Raw genomic sequence first — 16,774 nt, 5'->3', positions numbered from 1 at the left:
AACGGCGGCCACCCCTCGCACCGAGGGGTGGCCGCCGTTCCCGTGCGGCCGGGGGAGCGCCGCCTAGCTGCCGTACACCTCCAACTCGTAGATCCGCGCCGCCGGATCGGTGTTCTGGGTCGGCGTGATCACGCTGAGCCGCACATAACGGGCCGTGGCGCTCACCGCGTTGGTCGTGGAGTCAGCGGTGTTGCCGCGGACCTGGGCGACCGTGGTCCAGGTGCTGCCGTCGGCGGAGACGGCGAGATCGAAGTCCTTGGTGTTCCAACTCGGGTCCTCACCGCCCGCCCCGGCGTGCCGGACGGTCAGCGAGGACAGCGCGTGCGAGGCGCCGAGGTCGACCTGGAGGGTCTTGGTGCCCGACACCTTCGAGCACCACTTGTCGCTGTTGCCGCCGGTGTAACTGCCGTTGACCGCCTTGTCGGGCGTCTCGGTGGTGCCGCACGCGTCGGAGCCGGTCGCGGTGCGGCCGAGCGCGAGATCGGCCTGGCCGCCGCCGTACACCTCCAGTTCGTAGAGCCTGGCCGCCACGGTCGAGCCGGCCGCGTCGTTGACCGGCGAGGAGATGGCGACCTTCACATAGCGGGCCTGGCGCGCCGAGACCGGGTGGTAGGTACGGCTGGAGCGCGAGCCCGTGACGGTGGCCGCGGTGGTCCAGTTGGCGCCGTCGGTACTGGTCTGGATGGTGAACGCGGCCGTGTTCCAGCCGGTGTTCTCCCCGCCGAGCCCGGCGTGCTTGAGCACGAACGACGACACGGTCTGCACCGAGCCGAGGTCCACCTGGAGGGACGGATTGGCCACCGTGGAGCACCACTTGCTGTTGTCCTTCAGCGTGCCGTCCACGGCCTTGTCGCCGGATTCCGCGGTCGCGCACGGCGCCGAGGCCGTCACCGGCTTGCCCTTGGCCAGGTCCGTGCCCAGTTCGGGCGCGGCCGGCACCGGGGTCGCTCCGTCGGTGAAGGACGGCGGGACGTCGCCCGCGCCCGTTCCCCAACTCGCGCTCGGCGTACCGCCCATGGTGAAGTTCAGCGTCCCGCCGCCCGCCACGTCCGGGTAGCGCAGGTAATTGTGGCTGGTGGCCGTCCCGTTGACGCTGACGCCCTGCACATAGCCGCCGCTGCCCGAGGAGTTGATGGTGATGTTGCCGCCGGGCCGCTGGAGCAGCACGGACGGGAACTGCGGGCCGTGGATCGCCAGTGTGTCCGCGCCGGGCGTCGCCGGGTACACCCCGAGCGCGGCCCACACGTACCAGGCCGAGGTCGCGCCCAGGTCGTCGTTGCCCGGCAGGCCGCCGGGGCCCGTGGTGTACGACTCGGTCATCACCTTGCGCACCGCGTCCGAGGCGCCCGCGGGGTCACGCGCGTAGTTGTACGCCCACGGCACACCGTGCTCCGGCTCGTTGCCGATGTAGTAGTACGGCAGGCTCTGGCCCGCGTTGACCTGCGTGAAGTGGTGGTCGAGGCGCTGCACCGCGGTCTGCCGGCCGCCCATGTCGTTGATCAGGTCGGAGAAGTCGTACGGCACCATCCAGGTGTACTGCGACGCGTTGCCCTCGGTGAAGTTGTTCTGGCTGGCCGGATTCAGCGGCCACGCCCAGCTCCCGTCGGAGTTGCGCGGCTGCGTGTAGCCGGACTCGGTGCTGTACGTGTTGCGCCACCACTGCGCGCGCGTCATGTGCGTGGAGTAACTGGACGTGTTCCCCAGCGCCTTGGCGAACTGCGCGACCGCGAAGTCCGACGCGGAGTATTCGAGGGAGTCCGAGGGCGCGCCGGGCAGATAGTGCAGGTTGGTGTACGTGCCCTGATTGCCGCGGATCGGCGAGCCCTGCATCGTGCCGCCGTTGGACGCCTTCTCCATCAGCGACAGCGCGCTCGCGGTGTCGAAGTCCCTGGCCCCGAAGGCGTAGAGACTGCTGACGATGATCGGACCCGGATCGCCCGTCATCACGAAGTCCTCGTTGGTCTGCTGCGACCACTTCGGCAGCAGACCGCCCTGCTGCCCGTCCAGGACCATCGACTTGGCGATGTCGCTCGCCTCGGTCGGCGCGATCAGCGCGACCAGCGCCGCCCAGGACCGGTAGATGTCCCAGCCCGAGTAGTTCTGGTAGACCGGCCGGGTCGAATTGTGCAGCGCCCCGTCGAAGCCCCGGTAGTCGCCGTTGACGTCACTGGAGACGTTGGGGCTCTGGAAGACGTGGTAGAGCGAGGTGTAGAACTTCTTCAGGTCGGCGGTCGCGCCGCCGGTGACCTGCGCCCGGTTGAGGATCTGGTTCCACGAGGTGTCGGCGGCCGTGCGCACCGCGCCGAAGTCCCAGCCGTTGTTCTCCGCCACCACGTTGGCCTGCGCGTTCGCCACGCTCACGTAGCTCAGCCCGACCTTGAACTGCACGGCCGCGTTGCCGGTCGTGTCGAAGGTGACGTACGCGCCGGTGTTGGTGCCGCTCGCGCCGGACGAGTCGTCGGTGACCGTGCCGCCCGACCAGGTGCCGTGCCCGGTCGGGGCGCGGTCGAAGCGGATGTCGAAGTAGATCTGGAAGGTCTTCGTGGAGCCGCAGAAGCCGCCCGCGGTGACGCTGCCGGTCACTTCGGAACCGTTGACGTTCACCGTGCCGCTGCGGTTTCCCGTCGCGCTGCGACTGGTGTTGATCAGCAGCCGGGAAGCCGTGGACGAGGGGTAGGTCAGCTTCCCCATGCCGGTACGGGTGGTGGCCGTCAGCTCGACATTGGTCGCGTACTTGTCCAGCCGGTTCTTGTAGTAGCCGGGAGCGGCCGACTCGTTCGCCTTGGTGTAACCGGACGCGTAACTCGTCCAGTTGGTGCCCGGTGAGCTGCTGACCGCGCCGGTGACCGGCATCAGCGGCAGGTCCTCGTTGTTCGGGCAGCCCGCGCCGTCGAAGTGCGTGAGGCTGAAGTCCTCGATCGAGGTGTCGGAGTAGCGGTAGCCGGAGGGCGAGGCCGTCGGGGTGTCGGGGCTGAACTGCACACCGCCGAAGGGCACCACCGCGCCCGGATACGTACTGCCGCCCGCGCCGCCCGGCACGGGGTTGGGGGCCGAGCTGTCGTCGGTGCCGACGAACGGGTCGGCGTACTGCGTCAGCGGCAGCGTCGCGGCGTGCGCGGGGGCCGCGGCCAGGCCGCCGACGCCGAAGGCGGCCAGTAACAGGGCGCTCGCGGCGCCGACGGTTCTGATGCGGAACGGAGTGGGGGGCACGGAGGAGACCACCTTCTCGCGGAGGCGGCGCGCCGTCGTCCTTGCGGGCCGCCTCGGGGCACGGGGGGCTGCGCGAAGTGCATGTGAACGTTACCAAGCAGAACCGAATTGTTGAGGTGTACCTGACTGGATGTCAAGGGTGCGGACCAGGCCGGGACATCGGGTGTTTCCGGCCGTACGAGGCCCGTGCGGAGCCGCCGACGAGGTCCACGCGAAAGCGGCGTGACGATGCGTCGGGTCGAACGCGCGAGGGCCTGACATTTTGTGTACGTTACCAAGCACTCCACCACGGACGATGGTTGTCCGCGCCGTGGCCTGACATCATCGACACCAGCCCGTACGGCGGTCGGCCCGAAGCACGCCGAGGAGGAGGCCCGTGAAGCGCCCGACGATGAAGGACGTGGCCCGGACCGCGGGGGTGAGCCCCATGACGGTCTCCCGCGTCGTCTCGGGCGAGCCGGGCGTCTCGCCGGACACCGCCGCCAGGGTCGAGCGGGCGGTCAGGAAGCTCGGTTACCAGCGCAACGACAACGCGCGCAATCTGCGCCAGAAGAACCTCGGCACCTCCACCATCGCGCTCGTCGTCGACGACCTCGCCAACCCCTTCTACGCGCTGATGGCCCGCTCGGTCGAGGACGAGGCGCACCGCCGCGGCTACGTCGTGCTCGTCGGCAGCACCAACGACGAACCGCGGCGCGAACGCGAGGTCATCGCCGCCTTCACCGCCCGTCAGGTGGACGGCCTGATCATCGTGCCGACCAGCGGCGGCCACGGTTTCCTCAAGCAGCCCATGGAGGGCGGCACCCAGGTGGTCTGCGTGGACCGGCCCGCCAAGGGCCTCGCCGTGGACACCGTCACCGTCGACAACCGCGCGGGCGCCGAACGCGCGGTCAGCCACCTGCTCGGCCACGGCCACACCCGTATCGCCTACCTGGGCGACCGCTACGGCATCTGGACCCAGCGGGAGCGCCACCTCGGCTACCTCGACGCGCTGGCCGCGCACGGCATACCCGAGGACCCCGACCTCGTCCGGCACGAACTGCGCTCCCACCGCGAGGCGCGCGGCGCGCTCGCCGGGCTGCGCGCCCTGCCGGACCCGCCGACCGCGCTGTTCGCCAGCAACGACCTGATCACCATGGGCGTGCTCGACGGCCTCGACCACCCGGCCCCGGTGGCCATCGTCGGCTTCGACGACCTGCCGCTCGCCGAACGGCTCAGCCCGCCGCTGACCGTGGTCAGCCAGGACCCGGTGGCCATCGGCGGCACGGCGGCCAATCTGCTCTTCGCCCGGATCGGCGGCGACCGCTCCGCACCCCGCTCCGTGGTGCTGCTGACCCGTCTCGTGATCCGCGGCTCCGGCGAATTCCGCGGCCTCCGGCCTCCCCAACCCGCCCCGGATCAGCGGTGATTACCGTCAGCAGCGGAAGTCCACTGTCGCGTCATTGACATGCACACCATTCCCCATCAGGGTGAGAGCGCTCTCAGAACCGCTGCGGAGGAACGGATTCCGCGATGTCCGGCGACGTCTGTCCTCCGCGGTGCCCCAACTGATGAGGAGTACAGAGCGTGTACATCACCAAACGGAAGCTGTTCGTACCGCTGGCCGCGGCCACGCTGATCGGCGGCGGACTGACCGCCGCGGGGCTCGCGTCGACCGCCTCGGCCTCGGTGCCGGACACCATTCCGCTCACCTTCACCAACAACTCCGGCCGCGGCGACCAGGTCTACGTCTACGACATCGGCACCAACCTCGCCACCGGAGAACAGGGCTGGGCCGACGCGGACGGCGCCTTCCACGCGTGGCCGGCCGGCGGCAATCCCCCCACCGAGGCGCCCGACGCGTCCATCGCGGGCCCCGCCGACGGCCAGTCGCTCACCCTGAAGCTCCCCAAGTTCTCCGGCCGGGTGTACTTCTCCTACGGCCAGAAGCTGGTCTTCAAGCTGACCACCGGCGGCCTCGTCCAGCCCGCCGTGCAGAATCCGGACGACCCGAACCACGACATCCTGTTCAACTGGACCGAGTACACGCTCAACGACTCGGGCCTGTGGATCAACAGCACGCAGGTCGACATGTTCTCCGCCCCCTACGCGGTCGGCGTGAAGACCGCGGACGGCACGACGAAGACCACGGGACACCTCAAGCCCGGCGGCTACAACGGGTTCTTCGACGGCCTCAAGGCGCGGCCCGGCGGCTGGGCGGGCCTGGTCGAGACCGCGCCCGACGGCAGCGTCCTGCGCGCGCTCGCGCCCGGCCACGGCATCGAGTCCGGCGCGCTGCCCGCCTCGGTGATGGACGACTACATCAACCGGGTCTGGGACAAGTACAGTTCCTCGACCCTGACGGTCACGCCCTTCGGCGACCAGCCGGACACCAAGTACTTCGGCCGGGTCTCCGGTGACGTCATGAACTTCACCGACTCCTCGGGCGCGGTCGTCACCAGCTTCCAGAAGCCGGACTCCGACAGCGTCTTCGGCTGCTACAAGTTGCTGGACGCGCCGAACGACCAGGTGCGCGGCCCCATCTCCCGTACGCTGTGCGCCGGTTACAACCGCACGACGCTGCTGACCAACTCCGAGCAGCCCGATGCGGACGCGTCCGGCTTCTACCAGGACGCGGACACCAACCAGTACGCCCGCGAGATCCACGAGCAGATGGCCGACGGGAGCGCGTACGCCTTCGCCTTCGACGACGTCGGCAACCACGAGTCGCTGGTCCACGACGGCGACCCGCAGGAGGCGTCGATCACGCTCGACCCGTTCGACTGAGCCGCGTCAGCGGCCCGGTGGGGTGACGACGACGGCCGCGGCGGCGGGTGCTGTCGCCGCGGCGTTGTCGTCGTTGTTCCCGTTCCAGTCGGTCACGGTGTCGCCGACGATGTGGCCCGCGAGACCGACCGCCAGGAAGACCCCGACGAGGACCTTCGCCGCGGTGCTCATCAGCAGCGGCCGGGTGGCGGAGGCGAGGGCGCCGGGAACGGCTCCGGGCACCGCCCCGTAGGTGTCGCCCGGCACGGCGCCCGGCATGCCCGGCCGCACCGCGCCCGGTACGGCCCCAGGCGCGTCGCCGTCGCCGAAGAGCCGCTTGGGGTAGGCGGAGGTCAGCAGGAGCACGTAGGCGCTGAACCGCATGCTGTAGCGCAGCGTCGCGGCGCTCGCCTCGAACAGCGGCCGGGGCATGCGGCCGAGCACCAGCGTGATCAGCCAGATGATGAAGGCGAGCGCGTACCAGCCGGAGGTCACCAGGCCCTGCACGATGCCGGCCGGGATCATCAAGATGATGCGGAAGAACACCGCGAGCCGGTTCAGCGGTCCCGGCCGCAGCTCGATCCGCACCGGATAGTGCTCGGCGGGCCGCAGCGCGAACGGCGGATACCGGTCGACCAGCAGCATCGCGCTGGCGTGCACACGCGTCTCGTACGCCAGGAACGCGCCGAGGTAGCGGGCCACGCCCTCGGGCAGGTGCCCGGTGAACAGCGCGGCGAACCAGCCGACGATGACGGTGAAGAACGCGCCGACGCCGAGCACGAACACCACGATGAACTGCGGGATCAGCAGCAGCCAGCGCAGCAGCACCGTCAGCCGCCGCTGGCGGCCCGGGTCCGGCATGTCCAGTTCCGGCAGCCACTCCACCGGCTCGGCCCCCTCGGGCCTCGCCCACATCGGTTGCGTCATGCCCGGCGCTCCGTCCCGGGGCGTCCACGAAGACGCCCTCGTGGACGAACCTCGCAGTACGGAGCACCCCTCGCATGTCCAGCAGGGCGGCCGGGTGACGCCCGGACGGGCCGCACCGCCGTGCGGGCGCTCCCGCGGGCGGTGACCATGGAGCGCGAAGGGGGGCTTCCGTGTAGGCCCGCACGTGCCGGGCAGGCGCGGGAACAGGGGCGCCGCGCGTGACCCGCGGGCGCCGCCGCAGCGATGACGACGACCGAGAGGTGCGAGCCATGCCCAGGGGATCGAGTGCCAAGCGCGAGCGCCAGTACGAGCACATCAAGGAGAGCGTCGAGGACCGCGGCGGGTCCGAGAAGCGGGCGAAGGAGATCGCGGCGCGCACCGTCAACAAGGAGCGCGCCCGCTCCGGCGAGGCGCGCACCGCGAGCCGCAGTTCCACCCACGACATGTCGTCGGGCCGCCGCGGCGGCCTGCGCTCGCACTCCGGCGCGCAGGGCCCGACGAAGGAACAGCTCTACAACGAGGCCAGGCAGCGGAACATCAAGGGCCGCTCGTCGATGACGAAGGCGGAGCTGTCCAAGGCGCTCGGCCGCTGACGCCCGTCCGCTGACGCCCACCGGGCGTCGGACGACTCGGGTCCAGGTCCAGGTCTAGGTCCAGGTCCAGGTCCGGGCTCAGGCTCGGGCTCAGTTGAAGGTGTCCGGGTCGGGGCCCGTGCGTTCACCGCGGTCGAGTGCGGTGATGGCGGCCATGTCGGCCTCGGGCAGTTCGAAGTCGAAGAGCCGGAAGTTCTCCTCGACGCGGGCGCGGGTGACCGACTTCGGGAAGACGATGTCGCCGCGCTGGATGTGCCAGCGGAGTGTGACCTGGGCGGGTGTGCGGCCCAGCCGTTCCGCGGCGGCCACCAGCACCGGGTCCTTGAGCACGTTGCCCTTGGCGATCGGGGACCACGCCTCGGTCGCGATCTCGTGCTCGGCGTTGAAGGCCCGTACGTCGTCCTGCACCAAGTACGGGTGCACCTCGATCTGGTTGACCGCGGGGACGACCGTGCACTTCTGGAGCAGGCGGCTGATGTGCGGCGGCTGGAAGTTGGACACCCCGATGGCCTTGGCGCGGCCCGAGGCGTAGATCTCCTCCAGCGCCCGCCAGGTCTCGGTGAAGTCGCCCACCGCGGGCCTCGGCCAGTGGATCAGGAAGAGGTCCAGATACGGCGTGGCCAGGTCGTCGAGCGAGCGGGCGAAGGCCGTGAGGGCGTCGCCGTACGCGTGGTAGGAGTTGTCGAGCTTGCTGGTGACGAAGACCTCCTCGCGCGGCAGGCCCGATGCGCCGACGGCCTGGCCGACTTCCTTCTCGTTGCCGTACATCTCGGCGGTGTCGATGTGGCGGTAGCCGATCTCCAGGGCGGTGGTGACCGCCTCCCGGGTGTCCTTCGGCGGGATCTGGAACGTCCCGAAGCCGAGCTGGGGGATGGCGACGCCGTTGTTGAGCGTGAGAGCGGGCACAGCAGACATGTGCGCGACTTCCTTGCGTGTCTCGGCGGATGATTCCCGGTGGAGCCGCCTGACCTGCGGCGACGAGCCCGGAGTGACAGGGCGGCCTTCACCCACCGTAACTTCTGCCGACGTATCCGGCCTGCCGACGGCAGACCCCGGCGCGCGGACCCTGAGCGGGTCATGAGGGGCGCCCAGCCGATACGACCGGACGACGGGGGGGGATGCCGCCGGCCGTATCGGCTTGTGAGGCGGGGGGGTGCCTCAAAGGTTCGGGTGCCCGGGTCCCGCACCGCCAAACACCCCGAATCCGGGAGCGTGCCTAATTCGCTTCGGAGAGCGCTCTCTCGGGAGGGGTGTAACCCGTTACGCTGTGCCTGTTCCGTGCCACGCCGCCCCGCGTGAAGGAGACGTCCCTTGTCCGACCCGAGCTTCGCGCCGCGTCCTACGCTGGAGGCCGTCGCCGCGCGGGCCGGGGTGTCGCGTGCCACCGCCTCGCGGGTCGTGAACGGGGGAGCGGGAGTACGGGGACCGCTGGTGGAGCGGGTGCGCAAGGCCGTGGACGAGCTGGGGTATGTGCCGAATCAGGCGGCGCGTACGTTGGTGACGCGGCGCAATGACGCCATCGCGGTGGTGGTGGCCGAGCCGGAGACGCGGTTCTTCACCGACCCGTTCTTCGCGCAGCAGGTGCGCGGGATCAGCAAGGAACTCACCGCGCGGGACAATCAGTTGGTGCTGCTGCTGACCGAGGGGGCCGCGGATTACGAGCGGGTCGGCCGCTATCTGGCGGGCGGTCACGTGGACGGCGCGCTGATCTTCTCGCTGCACACCGACGGTTCGCTGCCCGTGCTCTCCAGCAGGGGAGACGTGCCGATCGTCATCGGCGGCCGTCCCACCTGGTCCGATCAGGAGTCCGGCCGCCGCGCCCTGTACGTGGACTGCGACAACCGGGGCGGTGCGCGGGACGCGGTACGTCACCTGCTGGGCATCGGCCGCCGCCGGATCGCCCACATCGCGGGGCCGCTCGACCAACTGGCGTCGGTGGACCGGCTGGACGGGTTCCGTGACGTGCTGCCGGAGACCGACCCGCGGATGATCGCCGAGGGCGACTTCACCCCGGAAGGCGGCGCCCGCGCCATGGCCGAACTCCTCCAGCGCTGCCCCGACCTGGACGCCGTCTTCGCCGCCTCCGATGTCATGGCCTCCGGCGCCCTGCGCGTCCTGCGCACCTCAGGACACCGCGTCCCCGACGACATCGCCGTCGTCGGCTTCGACGACATGGTCTCCGTCGCCGAATGGACCGACCCGCCCCTGACCACCGTCCGCCAGGACATCGAGGAAATGGGCCGCCTCATGGCCCGCCTCCTCCTGCGCGCCCTGGAGCCCGCGCTGGCCGCCGAGGCCGTTCCGGCGCTGTCGTCCATCGTCACCCCGACCCGGCTGATCGTCCGCGCCTCCGCCTGAGGCCGCCGGACCGGATCAGCCGGACCGGATCGGTCGGACAGGATCAGACGGGCCGGACCAGTCGGGCTCGCTCGGCCGGGCCGGGATCCGACGGACCGGATCGGCCGGATCAGACGCGTCGGACGGACTGGTCCCGCTCGGCCGGGGCGGGATTCGACGGACCGTCACCACTCCACCGCGCGGGCCGAATTGCGGCACTCCTCCCGTATTCGTCGTGCGACGGCTCTTGACGAGGGGTCGCCGGAGCGGGCACGCTCCTTCTGGTGGCCTGAGAGCGCTCTCAGACGGAGCGGCCCCCCGACTCTCGGCGCACCGAACCCGCCCGTTCCGCCCGACCGTCGCGTATTCGCGACCCACCCGCTATGGGAGCGCTTCCAGATGACCGCTGTCGACGACCACGCCACTGCCGAGGAGCTGCGGTTCCCGGCCGGATTCCGGTGGGGGACGGCCACGGCCGCGTATCAGATCGAAGGAGGCGCGACGGAGGACGGGCGGACACCGTCGATCTGGGACACCTTCAGCAGCACGCCGGGGCGGGTGCGCAACGGGGACACCGGCGACATCGCCGCCGACCACCGGCACCGGATGCCCGAGGACGTCGAGCTGATGCGCGAACTCGGCGTCACGGACTACCGGTTCTCGGTGTCCTGGCCCCGCGTCCAGCCGACCGGCCGGGGCCCCGCGGTGCAGCGCGGCCTGGACTTCTACCGGCAGCTCACCGACCGGCTGCTGGAGGCGGGAATCCGGCCGGTGGTCACGCTCTACCACTGGGATCTGCCGCAGGAGCTGGAGGACGCGGGCGGCTGGCCCGAGCGCGACACGGCGGCGCGGTTCGCGGACTACGCGGAGCTCGTCGGCGAGGCGCTGGGGGACCGCATCCCGCTGTGGACGACCCTCAACGAGCCCTGGTGCAGCGCCTTTCTGGGCTACGGCTCCGGCGCGCACGCGCCCGGCAGGACCGACCCGGCCGCCGCGCTGCGCGCCGCGCACCACCTCAACCTCGGGCACGGCATGGCCGTCGGCGTCCTGCGCGCACTGCTCCCCGACACGGCCGCGGTCTCGCTGGTGCTCAACCTGGCGGCAGTGCGCGGCCGTTCCGACTCCGCGGCCGACCGGGACGCGGTGCGCAGGATCGAGGCGCTGGCCAACCGGATCTTCCTCGACCCGGTCTTCCACGCGCGCTACCCGCGCGACCTGATGGAGGACACGGCGGCGCTCACCGACTGGTCGTTCGTACGGGACGGCGACCTCGCCGAGATCTCCCGGCCGATCGACGTACTCGGCCTCAACTACTACAGCCCCACCGTGGTCGCCGCCGCGGCGGCCTCGCCCTCCGCCGTGCCCGGCCGCCCCTCCCCGGCGGAGCCCTCGCCGTGGCCGGGCACCGACGGCGTCGTCCGCTTCCTGCCCGCGGAGGGCCCGCGCACCGCGATGGGCTGGCCGGTCGACGCCGAGGGCCTGACCGGACTGCTGCGCCGCCTGGGCAGGGAACTGCCCCGCGTGCCGCTGATGATCACCGAGAACGGCGCCGCGTACCACGACTACGCCGACCCGTCGGGCGCCGTCCACGACCCCGAGCGGATCGCCTACCTGGCCGGCCATCTGGCCGCCGTGCTGGAGGCGGTGCGCTCGGGCGTGGACGTCCGCGGCTACTTCCTCTGGTCGCTGCTCGACAACTTCGAGTGGTCCTACGGCTACAGCAAGCGCTTCGGCATCGTGCACGTCGACTTCGCCAGCCAGCGCCGCACCCTCAAGGACAGCGCCCGGTGGTACGCCGACCTGATCGCGGCCAACCGCGCCGCGCCCGGCGCGCCGGGACCGCGCCACCCGCACCGCCGCCGTGCCGGAGTCCGCGCGGTGTGAGGCGGGCGGTGCGCGCGGGGGTCGGTCAGCGCGCGGCGGGCCCGGCCGGGTCGACGCGGTGCCGCTGTACGTGCTCGTACGCCATCGTCGTCTGCACATCGGCGATCTCGCGGCGCTCGGTGAGCCGGTCGATGACGAAGGCGTAGACGCCGTTCACGTCGGGGACCGCGATGTGGATCAGGAAGTCGTGCGGGCCCGAGGTGACGAACAGGCCGATCACCTCGGGCAGCGTGGCGGCCCACTCGCGGAAGCCCTCGATGACCGGCCGGGCGGGCGGCCTGACCCGTACCGCGATCAGCGCCTGCACCGGGCGGCCGATCGCTTCGAGGTCCAGGGTCGCGTGGTAGCCGGTGATCACCCCGCGGTCGCGCAGCTGCTTGACGCGTTCGAGCGAGGTGGAGGGGGAGACGCCGGTCTTGGCGGCGAGATCGCGGTTGGTCTGCCGTGCGTCGTGCTGCAATTCCCCCAGCAGAGCCTGGTCCAGAGCATCAAATTCCACGAGAGTCCCTATCTGCCTGATGAAGTTCGGTAGCTCTGGGAGAGGGCGGCACGTGTGCCTAGTCTAGGCGGCGGATTCCCGATCGAATGGAGGGCGCCGCATGGACGTGCGCACGGACCTGTCGACCCGGCAGGCGAAACTCAAATGGGTCATCGTCGTGGACGAGGAGCTGCCCGCCGGGCGGCTGGTGAACGCCGCCGCCTGCATGGCCGCCTCGGTCGGCAAGGAACTGCCCGACCTGGTGGGGCGCGGCGGCGAGGACGCCTCGGGCGCCGTGCACCCCGGCCTGCCCTGGGCGGGCTGCTCCGTCCTCGCCGCCGACGCCGGCACGCTGCGTGAGCTGCGCGGCAAGGCGGCGGCCAAGGACGGTGTCCTGGTGGTCGACATGCCCGAGGCGGCCCAGACCTCACGGGTCTACGACCAGTATCTGGACCAGCTCGCGGGCACCAAGGGCGAGGACGTGGCGTACAGCGCGATCAGCCTGGTGGGCCCGCGCAACGTGGTGGACCGGCTGGTCGGCAGGCTCCCGCTGCTGCGCTGAGCGCGAGTACGGGCCGCGGGCGCGTACGCACGGGCCGCCGCGTATCCGCCGGTAGGTGTCCGCGCGTGCGTCCCGTAGCCGCGGTGTGCGTTCCGTACCCGCCGGTACGCACTCGTCCCGGCGCTCCCGGCGCTCCCGACGCGCCCGTCGGCGCCAGTCGAGCGATGATCGAGGGATGAGGCGTACCGGTCGCGAGATGGGCGTCCCCGAGCTGGAGCCCGAGGTGTTCGACCGTGCCATCGTGTCCGTGGCCCTGACGTCGGGGCCCGAGCACCGGCTGGTGTACTACAACGACGCCTTCCACGACCTGTTCGGACCGCGCCCGCTCGGCGTCCCGGCGGGCGAGGTGTTCGACGAGCCGCACGAGTCGCCGTACCTCGACCTGCTCGACGTGGTCTACACCGACAAGGCGCCGCGCCAGGTGACCACCCCGCGCACCACGCGGGGCAGCACGCCCGGCGCGCCCGGGCGGCGGCATTTCGTCTACAGCCTCTCGCCCGTGGTGTCCCGGCACGGCCCCGGCGTGCTGACCGTCGCGATCGACACCACCGCGCACATCGAGGCCGCCGAGCGGGCCGAGGAGCTGTCGGAGGAGCGCCACCAGGCGTTGCAGCGCTACGAGGCGCTGATGTCGGCCGTCTCGCAGATCGTCTGGCTGATGCGGCCAGACGGCGCGATCACCGAGCTGGTCGGCGGCTTCGAGGAGTTCACGGGGCTGCCGTGGCGGTCCAGGATCGACGAGGTGTGGCTGGAGTCGGTGCACCCGCACGACCGCGCCGGGCTCCTCCAGACCTTCCAGGAGGCGGCGACCGGGCCGGCCACGATGTTCGTGTGCACCTTCCGGATGCGTACGGCGACCGGCGCGTACCGGCGCGTGCAGTCGCGGGCGGTGCCGGTCGTGCGCGACGGCGAGACCGTCGAGTGGATCGGCACCACCTCCGACGTCGAGGACCAGTGGCGCAACCGGCTGCGCGAGCGGCTGCTGGCCCGGGTCGCCACCGTCACCGCCGCGCAGGACGTGGCTCAGGCGTTCGCCGCGACGGCCTCGGCGGTCGTACCGGAGCTGACCGACGCCTGCGTGGTGTTCCTGCTGCCCGCCGTGGGGCTGCCTCCCGGTCCCGGCGGGGCGGCCACCGCCACCCGGATCGCCGAGACTGCCAGGGCGGGACTGCCCGACCTGCCGCCGCTGAACGACCAGCCGTACCAGGTCGGCCCGGTCGTCCAGCAGGTGATCGAGAGCCGCAGGCCCCGGCTGGTGACCTTCCCCAGCGGCGAACCGCCGCCCGGCATCGTCCCCGACGCGTCCACCGCCTGGCTGCGCAAGGTCAGGGCCACCAGCCTCACCATCGTGCCGATCGTCATCGACGCGGCCGTGGTCGCCTTCGCCGTCGCGGCGGCCTGCGCCGACAGCCCGCCGCCGGGCCCCGCCGACCTCGCGCTGCTCGGCGAGATCCTGCACGAGGTGCGCGACCCGCTGCGGCAGGCGCTGGAGCTCCAGCGCACCCGGCACACCGCCCTCACCCTCCAGCGGGCCCTGCTCACCCCCACCCCGCGCGTGCCGGGCGCCGAACTGGCCGCGCACTACCAGCCCGCCAGCAAGACCGCCGAGATCGGCGGCGACTGGTACGACGCGCTGCTGCTCCCCGACGGCTCCGTCGCCCTCACCATCGGCGACATCGCGGGCCACGACCTGGAGGCGGCCACGTCGATGAGCCAGCTGCGCAGCATGCTCCGCGTCATCGCCTACGACCAGGTCCACCCCGGCACGCCCGCCGACAGCCTCGCCCGGCTCGACCGCGTCGCCGACGGCCTGGGCATCGCGCCGCTGGTCACCGCCGTCCACGCACAGCTCACGCCGGGGCCGGGCGGCGGCTGGCACGCGGCCTGGTCCAACGCGGGCCACCCGCCGCCGTTGCTGCTCCCGGTCTCAGGGGCGCCGCGCTTCCTCCAGGGCGAAGGGCCCGACCTGCCGCTGTGCGTCGACCCGGCGCTGCCGCGCGCCACCTGGCACCACGAACTGCGCCTGGGCGACACGCTGTTGCTCTACACCGACGGGCTGATCGAGGTGCCGGGCACCGACCTCACCGAGGGCATGGCGCATCTGGCCGCGCACGCGGAGGAGGCGCAGTCCGACGGGGTGCCGCTGGCCGCGCTCTGCGCCAGGCTGCTGGCCGCCGCCGACTCGCGGCGCGACGACGCGGCCGTGATCGGCTTCCGGCCGACCGCGCAGGGGCGGGTGTGGGAGGGGATGTGGGGCTGAGGACGGGCCGGGGCATCGGCCGCGGTCACCGGCGGTTCCTCAGAGCCGCACCACCATCACCACGCCCAGCGTCACCATCGTGACGGCGATGACCCCGTCGAGGACCCGCCAGGAGCCGGGCCGGGAGAACGGCCGCCGCAGCAGCCGGGCGCCGAAGCCGAGCGCGCCGAACCACAGGACGCTGCCGGACGCGGCGCCGACGGCGAACGGCCAGCGGCCACCGCCGTACCCGTTGGCCACCGACCCCAGCAGGAGGACGGTGTCCAGGTACACATGCGGATTGAGCCAGGTCATGGCGAGGCAGGTGAGGACGGCCGCGCGCAGGGTGCCGCCGCTCGCGCCCGCCGGGTCGAGGTGTTCCGGGCGCAGCGCGCGGCGGGCGGCGAGCACGCCGTAGCCGACCAGGAAGGCGCCGCCGACCCAGGCCGCGACCGTGACGGCCGAGGGCCAGGCGTGCACCACGGCGCCGATCCCGCTCACGCCGAGGGTGATCAGTGCCGCGTCCGACAGCGCGCAGATCGCGACGACCGCGGCGACGTGCTCCCGGCGGATGCCCTGCCGGAGGACGAAGGCGTTCTGGGCGCCGATGGCGACGATGAGCGACAGGCCGGTACCGAGACCCGCCAGAGCCGCGAGAAGGGCTGCGTGCATGGTGACGAGGCTAGGAGAGCCACTGTCATCAATCCAGCTAATGATTCTTAGGTAGCATAAGGGATCGTGATGATCGATCTCCCGCTGGACCAGGTCCGCACGCTGCTCGCCGCCGTCGACGAGGGCACCTTCGAGGCCGCGGCGCAGACCCTGCACGTCACGCCGTCCGCGGTCAGCCAGCGCGTCAAGGCGCTGGAACAGCGCACCGGACGCGTCCTGCTGCTGCGCACCAAGCCGGTACGGCTGACCGAGTCCGGCGAGATCGTCGTCCGTTTCGCACGCCAGCTGACCCGGCTGGAGCGGGACGCCAGCGCCGAACTGGGGCTGTCCGACGAGACCGCCGGCACGACGGCGCTGCCGATCGCGGTCAACGCCGACTCGCTCGCCACCTGGTTCCTGCCCGCCCTCGCCGAGGTCCCGGCGGGGCTGCCGGTCTGCTTCGACCTGCGCTGCGACGACCAGGACCACACCGCCGGGTGGCTGCGGCAGGGGCTGGTGATGGCGGCGGTCACCTCTTCGCCGGAGCCCGTGCAGGGCTGTACGGTCCGCGCGCTCGGCCGCATGCGGTACCGCGCCATGGCCGCGCCCGCCTTCCACACGCGGTGGCTGTCGGGGGCGCCGCTGCGGGAGGCGCTGCCGGACGCGCCGCTGGTGGACTTCGACCGCAAGGACGACCTCCAGGACCGCTTCCTGCGCGCTCTCGCGCCGCGCCGCGCCGCGAGCACCCCGGTCGCGGGCCGCGCAGCGAGCACCCAGGTCACCCGGCGCGCCCGGCACTACGTCCCCTCCTCCGACTCCTTCGTGACGGCCGTCGCGGCGGGGCTCGGCTGGGGCATGATCCCCGAGGTGCAGGCCGTGGGGCACCGCAGGGACGGGACGCTGGTCGACCTCGCCTTCGAACGGCCCGTCGACGTCCCCCTCTACTGGCAGCAGTGGAAGCTCGACTCCCCGGCGCTGGCCGCCGTCGCCGAGGCCGTGGTGCGGACGGCGGCGGTCGCGCTCAAGGACACCGACGGCGCGCGGGCGGCGGGCTGACGCGGACCGGGGGGGGGGGGGGGGGGGGGGGCACCCCCCCGCCCCCCCCCCACCCCCCCCCCCCCCCCCTCCCCCCCAAACCACCTTGGCCA

At 72.0% G+C, this 16,774-nt stretch carries 13 protein-coding genes; 8 read left to right on the top strand and 5 right to left on the bottom strand.

From position 1 onward, the window contains the following. Positions 1–63: 63 nt before the first annotated feature. Positions 64–3,210 carry a GH92 family glycosyl hydrolase gene (locus ACZ37P_RS18090; protein WP_467347296.1) on the bottom strand — a complete coding sequence of 1,049 codons (3,147 nt, stop codon included), beginning with the start codon at positions 3,208–3,210 and terminating at the stop codon, positions 64–66. Between the two features lie 376 nt (positions 3,211–3,586). On the opposite strand from ACZ37P_RS18090, the gene ACZ37P_RS18085 reads away from it, so the two are divergent. Together ACZ37P_RS18085 and ACZ37P_RS18080 are read left to right on the top strand one after the other, a co-directional pair. Beyond that, on the top strand, positions 3,587–4,618 hold the full coding sequence (locus tag ACZ37P_RS18085) for a LacI family DNA-binding transcriptional regulator (RefSeq protein ID WP_391045613.1): 1,032 nt from the start codon (positions 3,587–3,589) through the stop codon (positions 4,616–4,618). A gap of 158 nt (positions 4,619–4,776) precedes the next feature. Beyond that, positions 4,777–5,976 (top strand): glycoside hydrolase family 64 protein, encoded by a 1,200-nt coding sequence (locus ACZ37P_RS18080; protein ID WP_391162165.1) that lies wholly within the window; start codon positions 4,777–4,779, stop codon positions 5,974–5,976. A gap of 6 nt (positions 5,977–5,982) precedes the next feature. On the opposite strand, the gene ACZ37P_RS18075 is transcribed toward ACZ37P_RS18080, so the two are convergent. After that, positions 5,983–6,882: a DUF4389 domain-containing protein gene (locus ACZ37P_RS18075; protein ID WP_402712070.1), complete on the bottom strand. Its 900-nt coding sequence runs from the start codon at positions 6,880–6,882 to the stop codon at positions 5,983–5,985. 269 nt (positions 6,883–7,151) lie between these two features. Between ACZ37P_RS18075 and ACZ37P_RS18070 the strand changes: the two genes are divergently transcribed. Further along, a complete protein-coding gene (locus ACZ37P_RS18070) occupies positions 7,152–7,475 on the top strand; it encodes a plasmid stabilization protein (RefSeq protein ID WP_355345913.1) in 324 nt (107 codons plus the stop codon). Between the two features lie 90 nt (positions 7,476–7,565). Here the strand turns inward: ACZ37P_RS18070 and ACZ37P_RS18065 are convergent, their stop codons facing one another. Further along, the gene (locus tag ACZ37P_RS18065; protein WP_467347293.1) at positions 7,566–8,390 is read right to left on the bottom strand and encodes an aldo/keto reductase; all 825 of its coding nucleotides are present in this window, start codon (positions 8,388–8,390) and stop codon (positions 7,566–7,568) included. 396 nt (positions 8,391–8,786) lie between these two features. On the opposite strand from ACZ37P_RS18065, the gene ACZ37P_RS18060 reads away from it, so the two are divergent. After that, positions 8,787–9,833: a LacI family DNA-binding transcriptional regulator gene (locus ACZ37P_RS18060; protein ID WP_355345918.1), complete on the top strand. Its 1,047-nt coding sequence runs from the start codon at positions 8,787–8,789 to the stop codon at positions 9,831–9,833. 378 nt (positions 9,834–10,211) lie between these two features. After that, positions 10,212–11,696: a GH1 family beta-glucosidase gene (locus ACZ37P_RS18055; RefSeq protein WP_467347292.1), complete on the top strand. Its 1,485-nt coding sequence runs from the start codon at positions 10,212–10,214 to the stop codon at positions 11,694–11,696. Between the two features lie 25 nt (positions 11,697–11,721). Here the strand turns inward: ACZ37P_RS18055 and ACZ37P_RS18050 are convergent, their stop codons facing one another. Beyond that, positions 11,722–12,195, bottom strand: a complete 474-nt coding sequence (locus tag ACZ37P_RS18050; RefSeq protein ID WP_355345924.1) for an Lrp/AsnC family transcriptional regulator — start codon at positions 12,193–12,195, stop codon at positions 11,722–11,724. 100 nt (positions 12,196–12,295) lie between these two features. Between ACZ37P_RS18050 and ACZ37P_RS18045 the strand changes: the two genes are divergently transcribed. Both ACZ37P_RS18045 and ACZ37P_RS18040 read left to right on the top strand, forming a co-directional pair. Beyond that, on the top strand, positions 12,296–12,736 hold the full coding sequence (locus ACZ37P_RS18045) for a DUF2000 domain-containing protein (RefSeq protein WP_467347289.1): 441 nt from the start codon (positions 12,296–12,298) through the stop codon (positions 12,734–12,736). A gap of 175 nt (positions 12,737–12,911) precedes the next feature. Then, positions 12,912–14,996 (top strand): SpoIIE family protein phosphatase, encoded by a 2,085-nt coding sequence (locus tag ACZ37P_RS18040; protein WP_355345930.1) that lies wholly within the window; start codon positions 12,912–12,914, stop codon positions 14,994–14,996. A 39-nt stretch (positions 14,997–15,035) separates the two neighbouring features. On the opposite strand, the gene ACZ37P_RS18035 is transcribed toward ACZ37P_RS18040, so the two are convergent. Next, positions 15,036–15,647, bottom strand: a complete 612-nt coding sequence (locus tag ACZ37P_RS18035; protein ID WP_391045594.1) for a LysE/ArgO family amino acid transporter — start codon at positions 15,645–15,647, stop codon at positions 15,036–15,038. Between the two features lie 69 nt (positions 15,648–15,716). Between ACZ37P_RS18035 and ACZ37P_RS18030 the strand changes: the two genes are divergently transcribed. Next, positions 15,717–16,682, top strand: a complete 966-nt coding sequence (locus ACZ37P_RS18030) for a LysR family transcriptional regulator ArgP (RefSeq protein ID WP_467347696.1) — start codon at positions 15,717–15,719, stop codon at positions 16,680–16,682. Positions 16,683–16,774: the final 92 nt, after the last annotated feature.

The organism is Streptomyces sp. NPDC024632 (genome assembly GCF_055559175.1).
This window is presented reverse-complemented; position numbering and strand designations above follow the sequence as displayed.

Bases quoted from the DNA above. Each gene is read 5' to 3' on its own strand.
- ACZ37P_RS18070 (WP_355345913.1), top strand. From the start codon at position 7,152: ATGCCCAGGGGATCGAGTGCCAAGCGCGAGCGCCAGTACGAGCACATC.
- ACZ37P_RS18035 (WP_391045594.1), bottom strand. From the start codon at position 15,647: ATGCACGCAGCCCTTCTCGCGGCTCTGGCGGGTCTCGGTACCGGCCTG.
- ACZ37P_RS18065 (WP_467347293.1), bottom strand. From the start codon at position 8,390: ATGTCTGCTGTGCCCGCTCTCACGCTCAACAACGGCGTCGCCATCCCC.
- ACZ37P_RS18030 (WP_467347696.1), top strand. From the start codon at position 15,717: ATGATCGATCTCCCGCTGGACCAGGTCCGCACGCTGCTCGCCGCCGTC.
- ACZ37P_RS18045 (WP_467347289.1), top strand. From the start codon at position 12,296: ATGGACGTGCGCACGGACCTGTCGACCCGGCAGGCGAAACTCAAATGG.
- ACZ37P_RS18055 (WP_467347292.1), top strand. From the start codon at position 10,212: ATGACCGCTGTCGACGACCACGCCACTGCCGAGGAGCTGCGGTTCCCG.
- ACZ37P_RS18075 (WP_402712070.1), bottom strand. From the start codon at position 6,882: ATGACGCAACCGATGTGGGCGAGGCCCGAGGGGGCCGAGCCGGTGGAG.
- ACZ37P_RS18040 (WP_355345930.1), top strand. From the start codon at position 12,912: ATGAGGCGTACCGGTCGCGAGATGGGCGTCCCCGAGCTGGAGCCCGAG.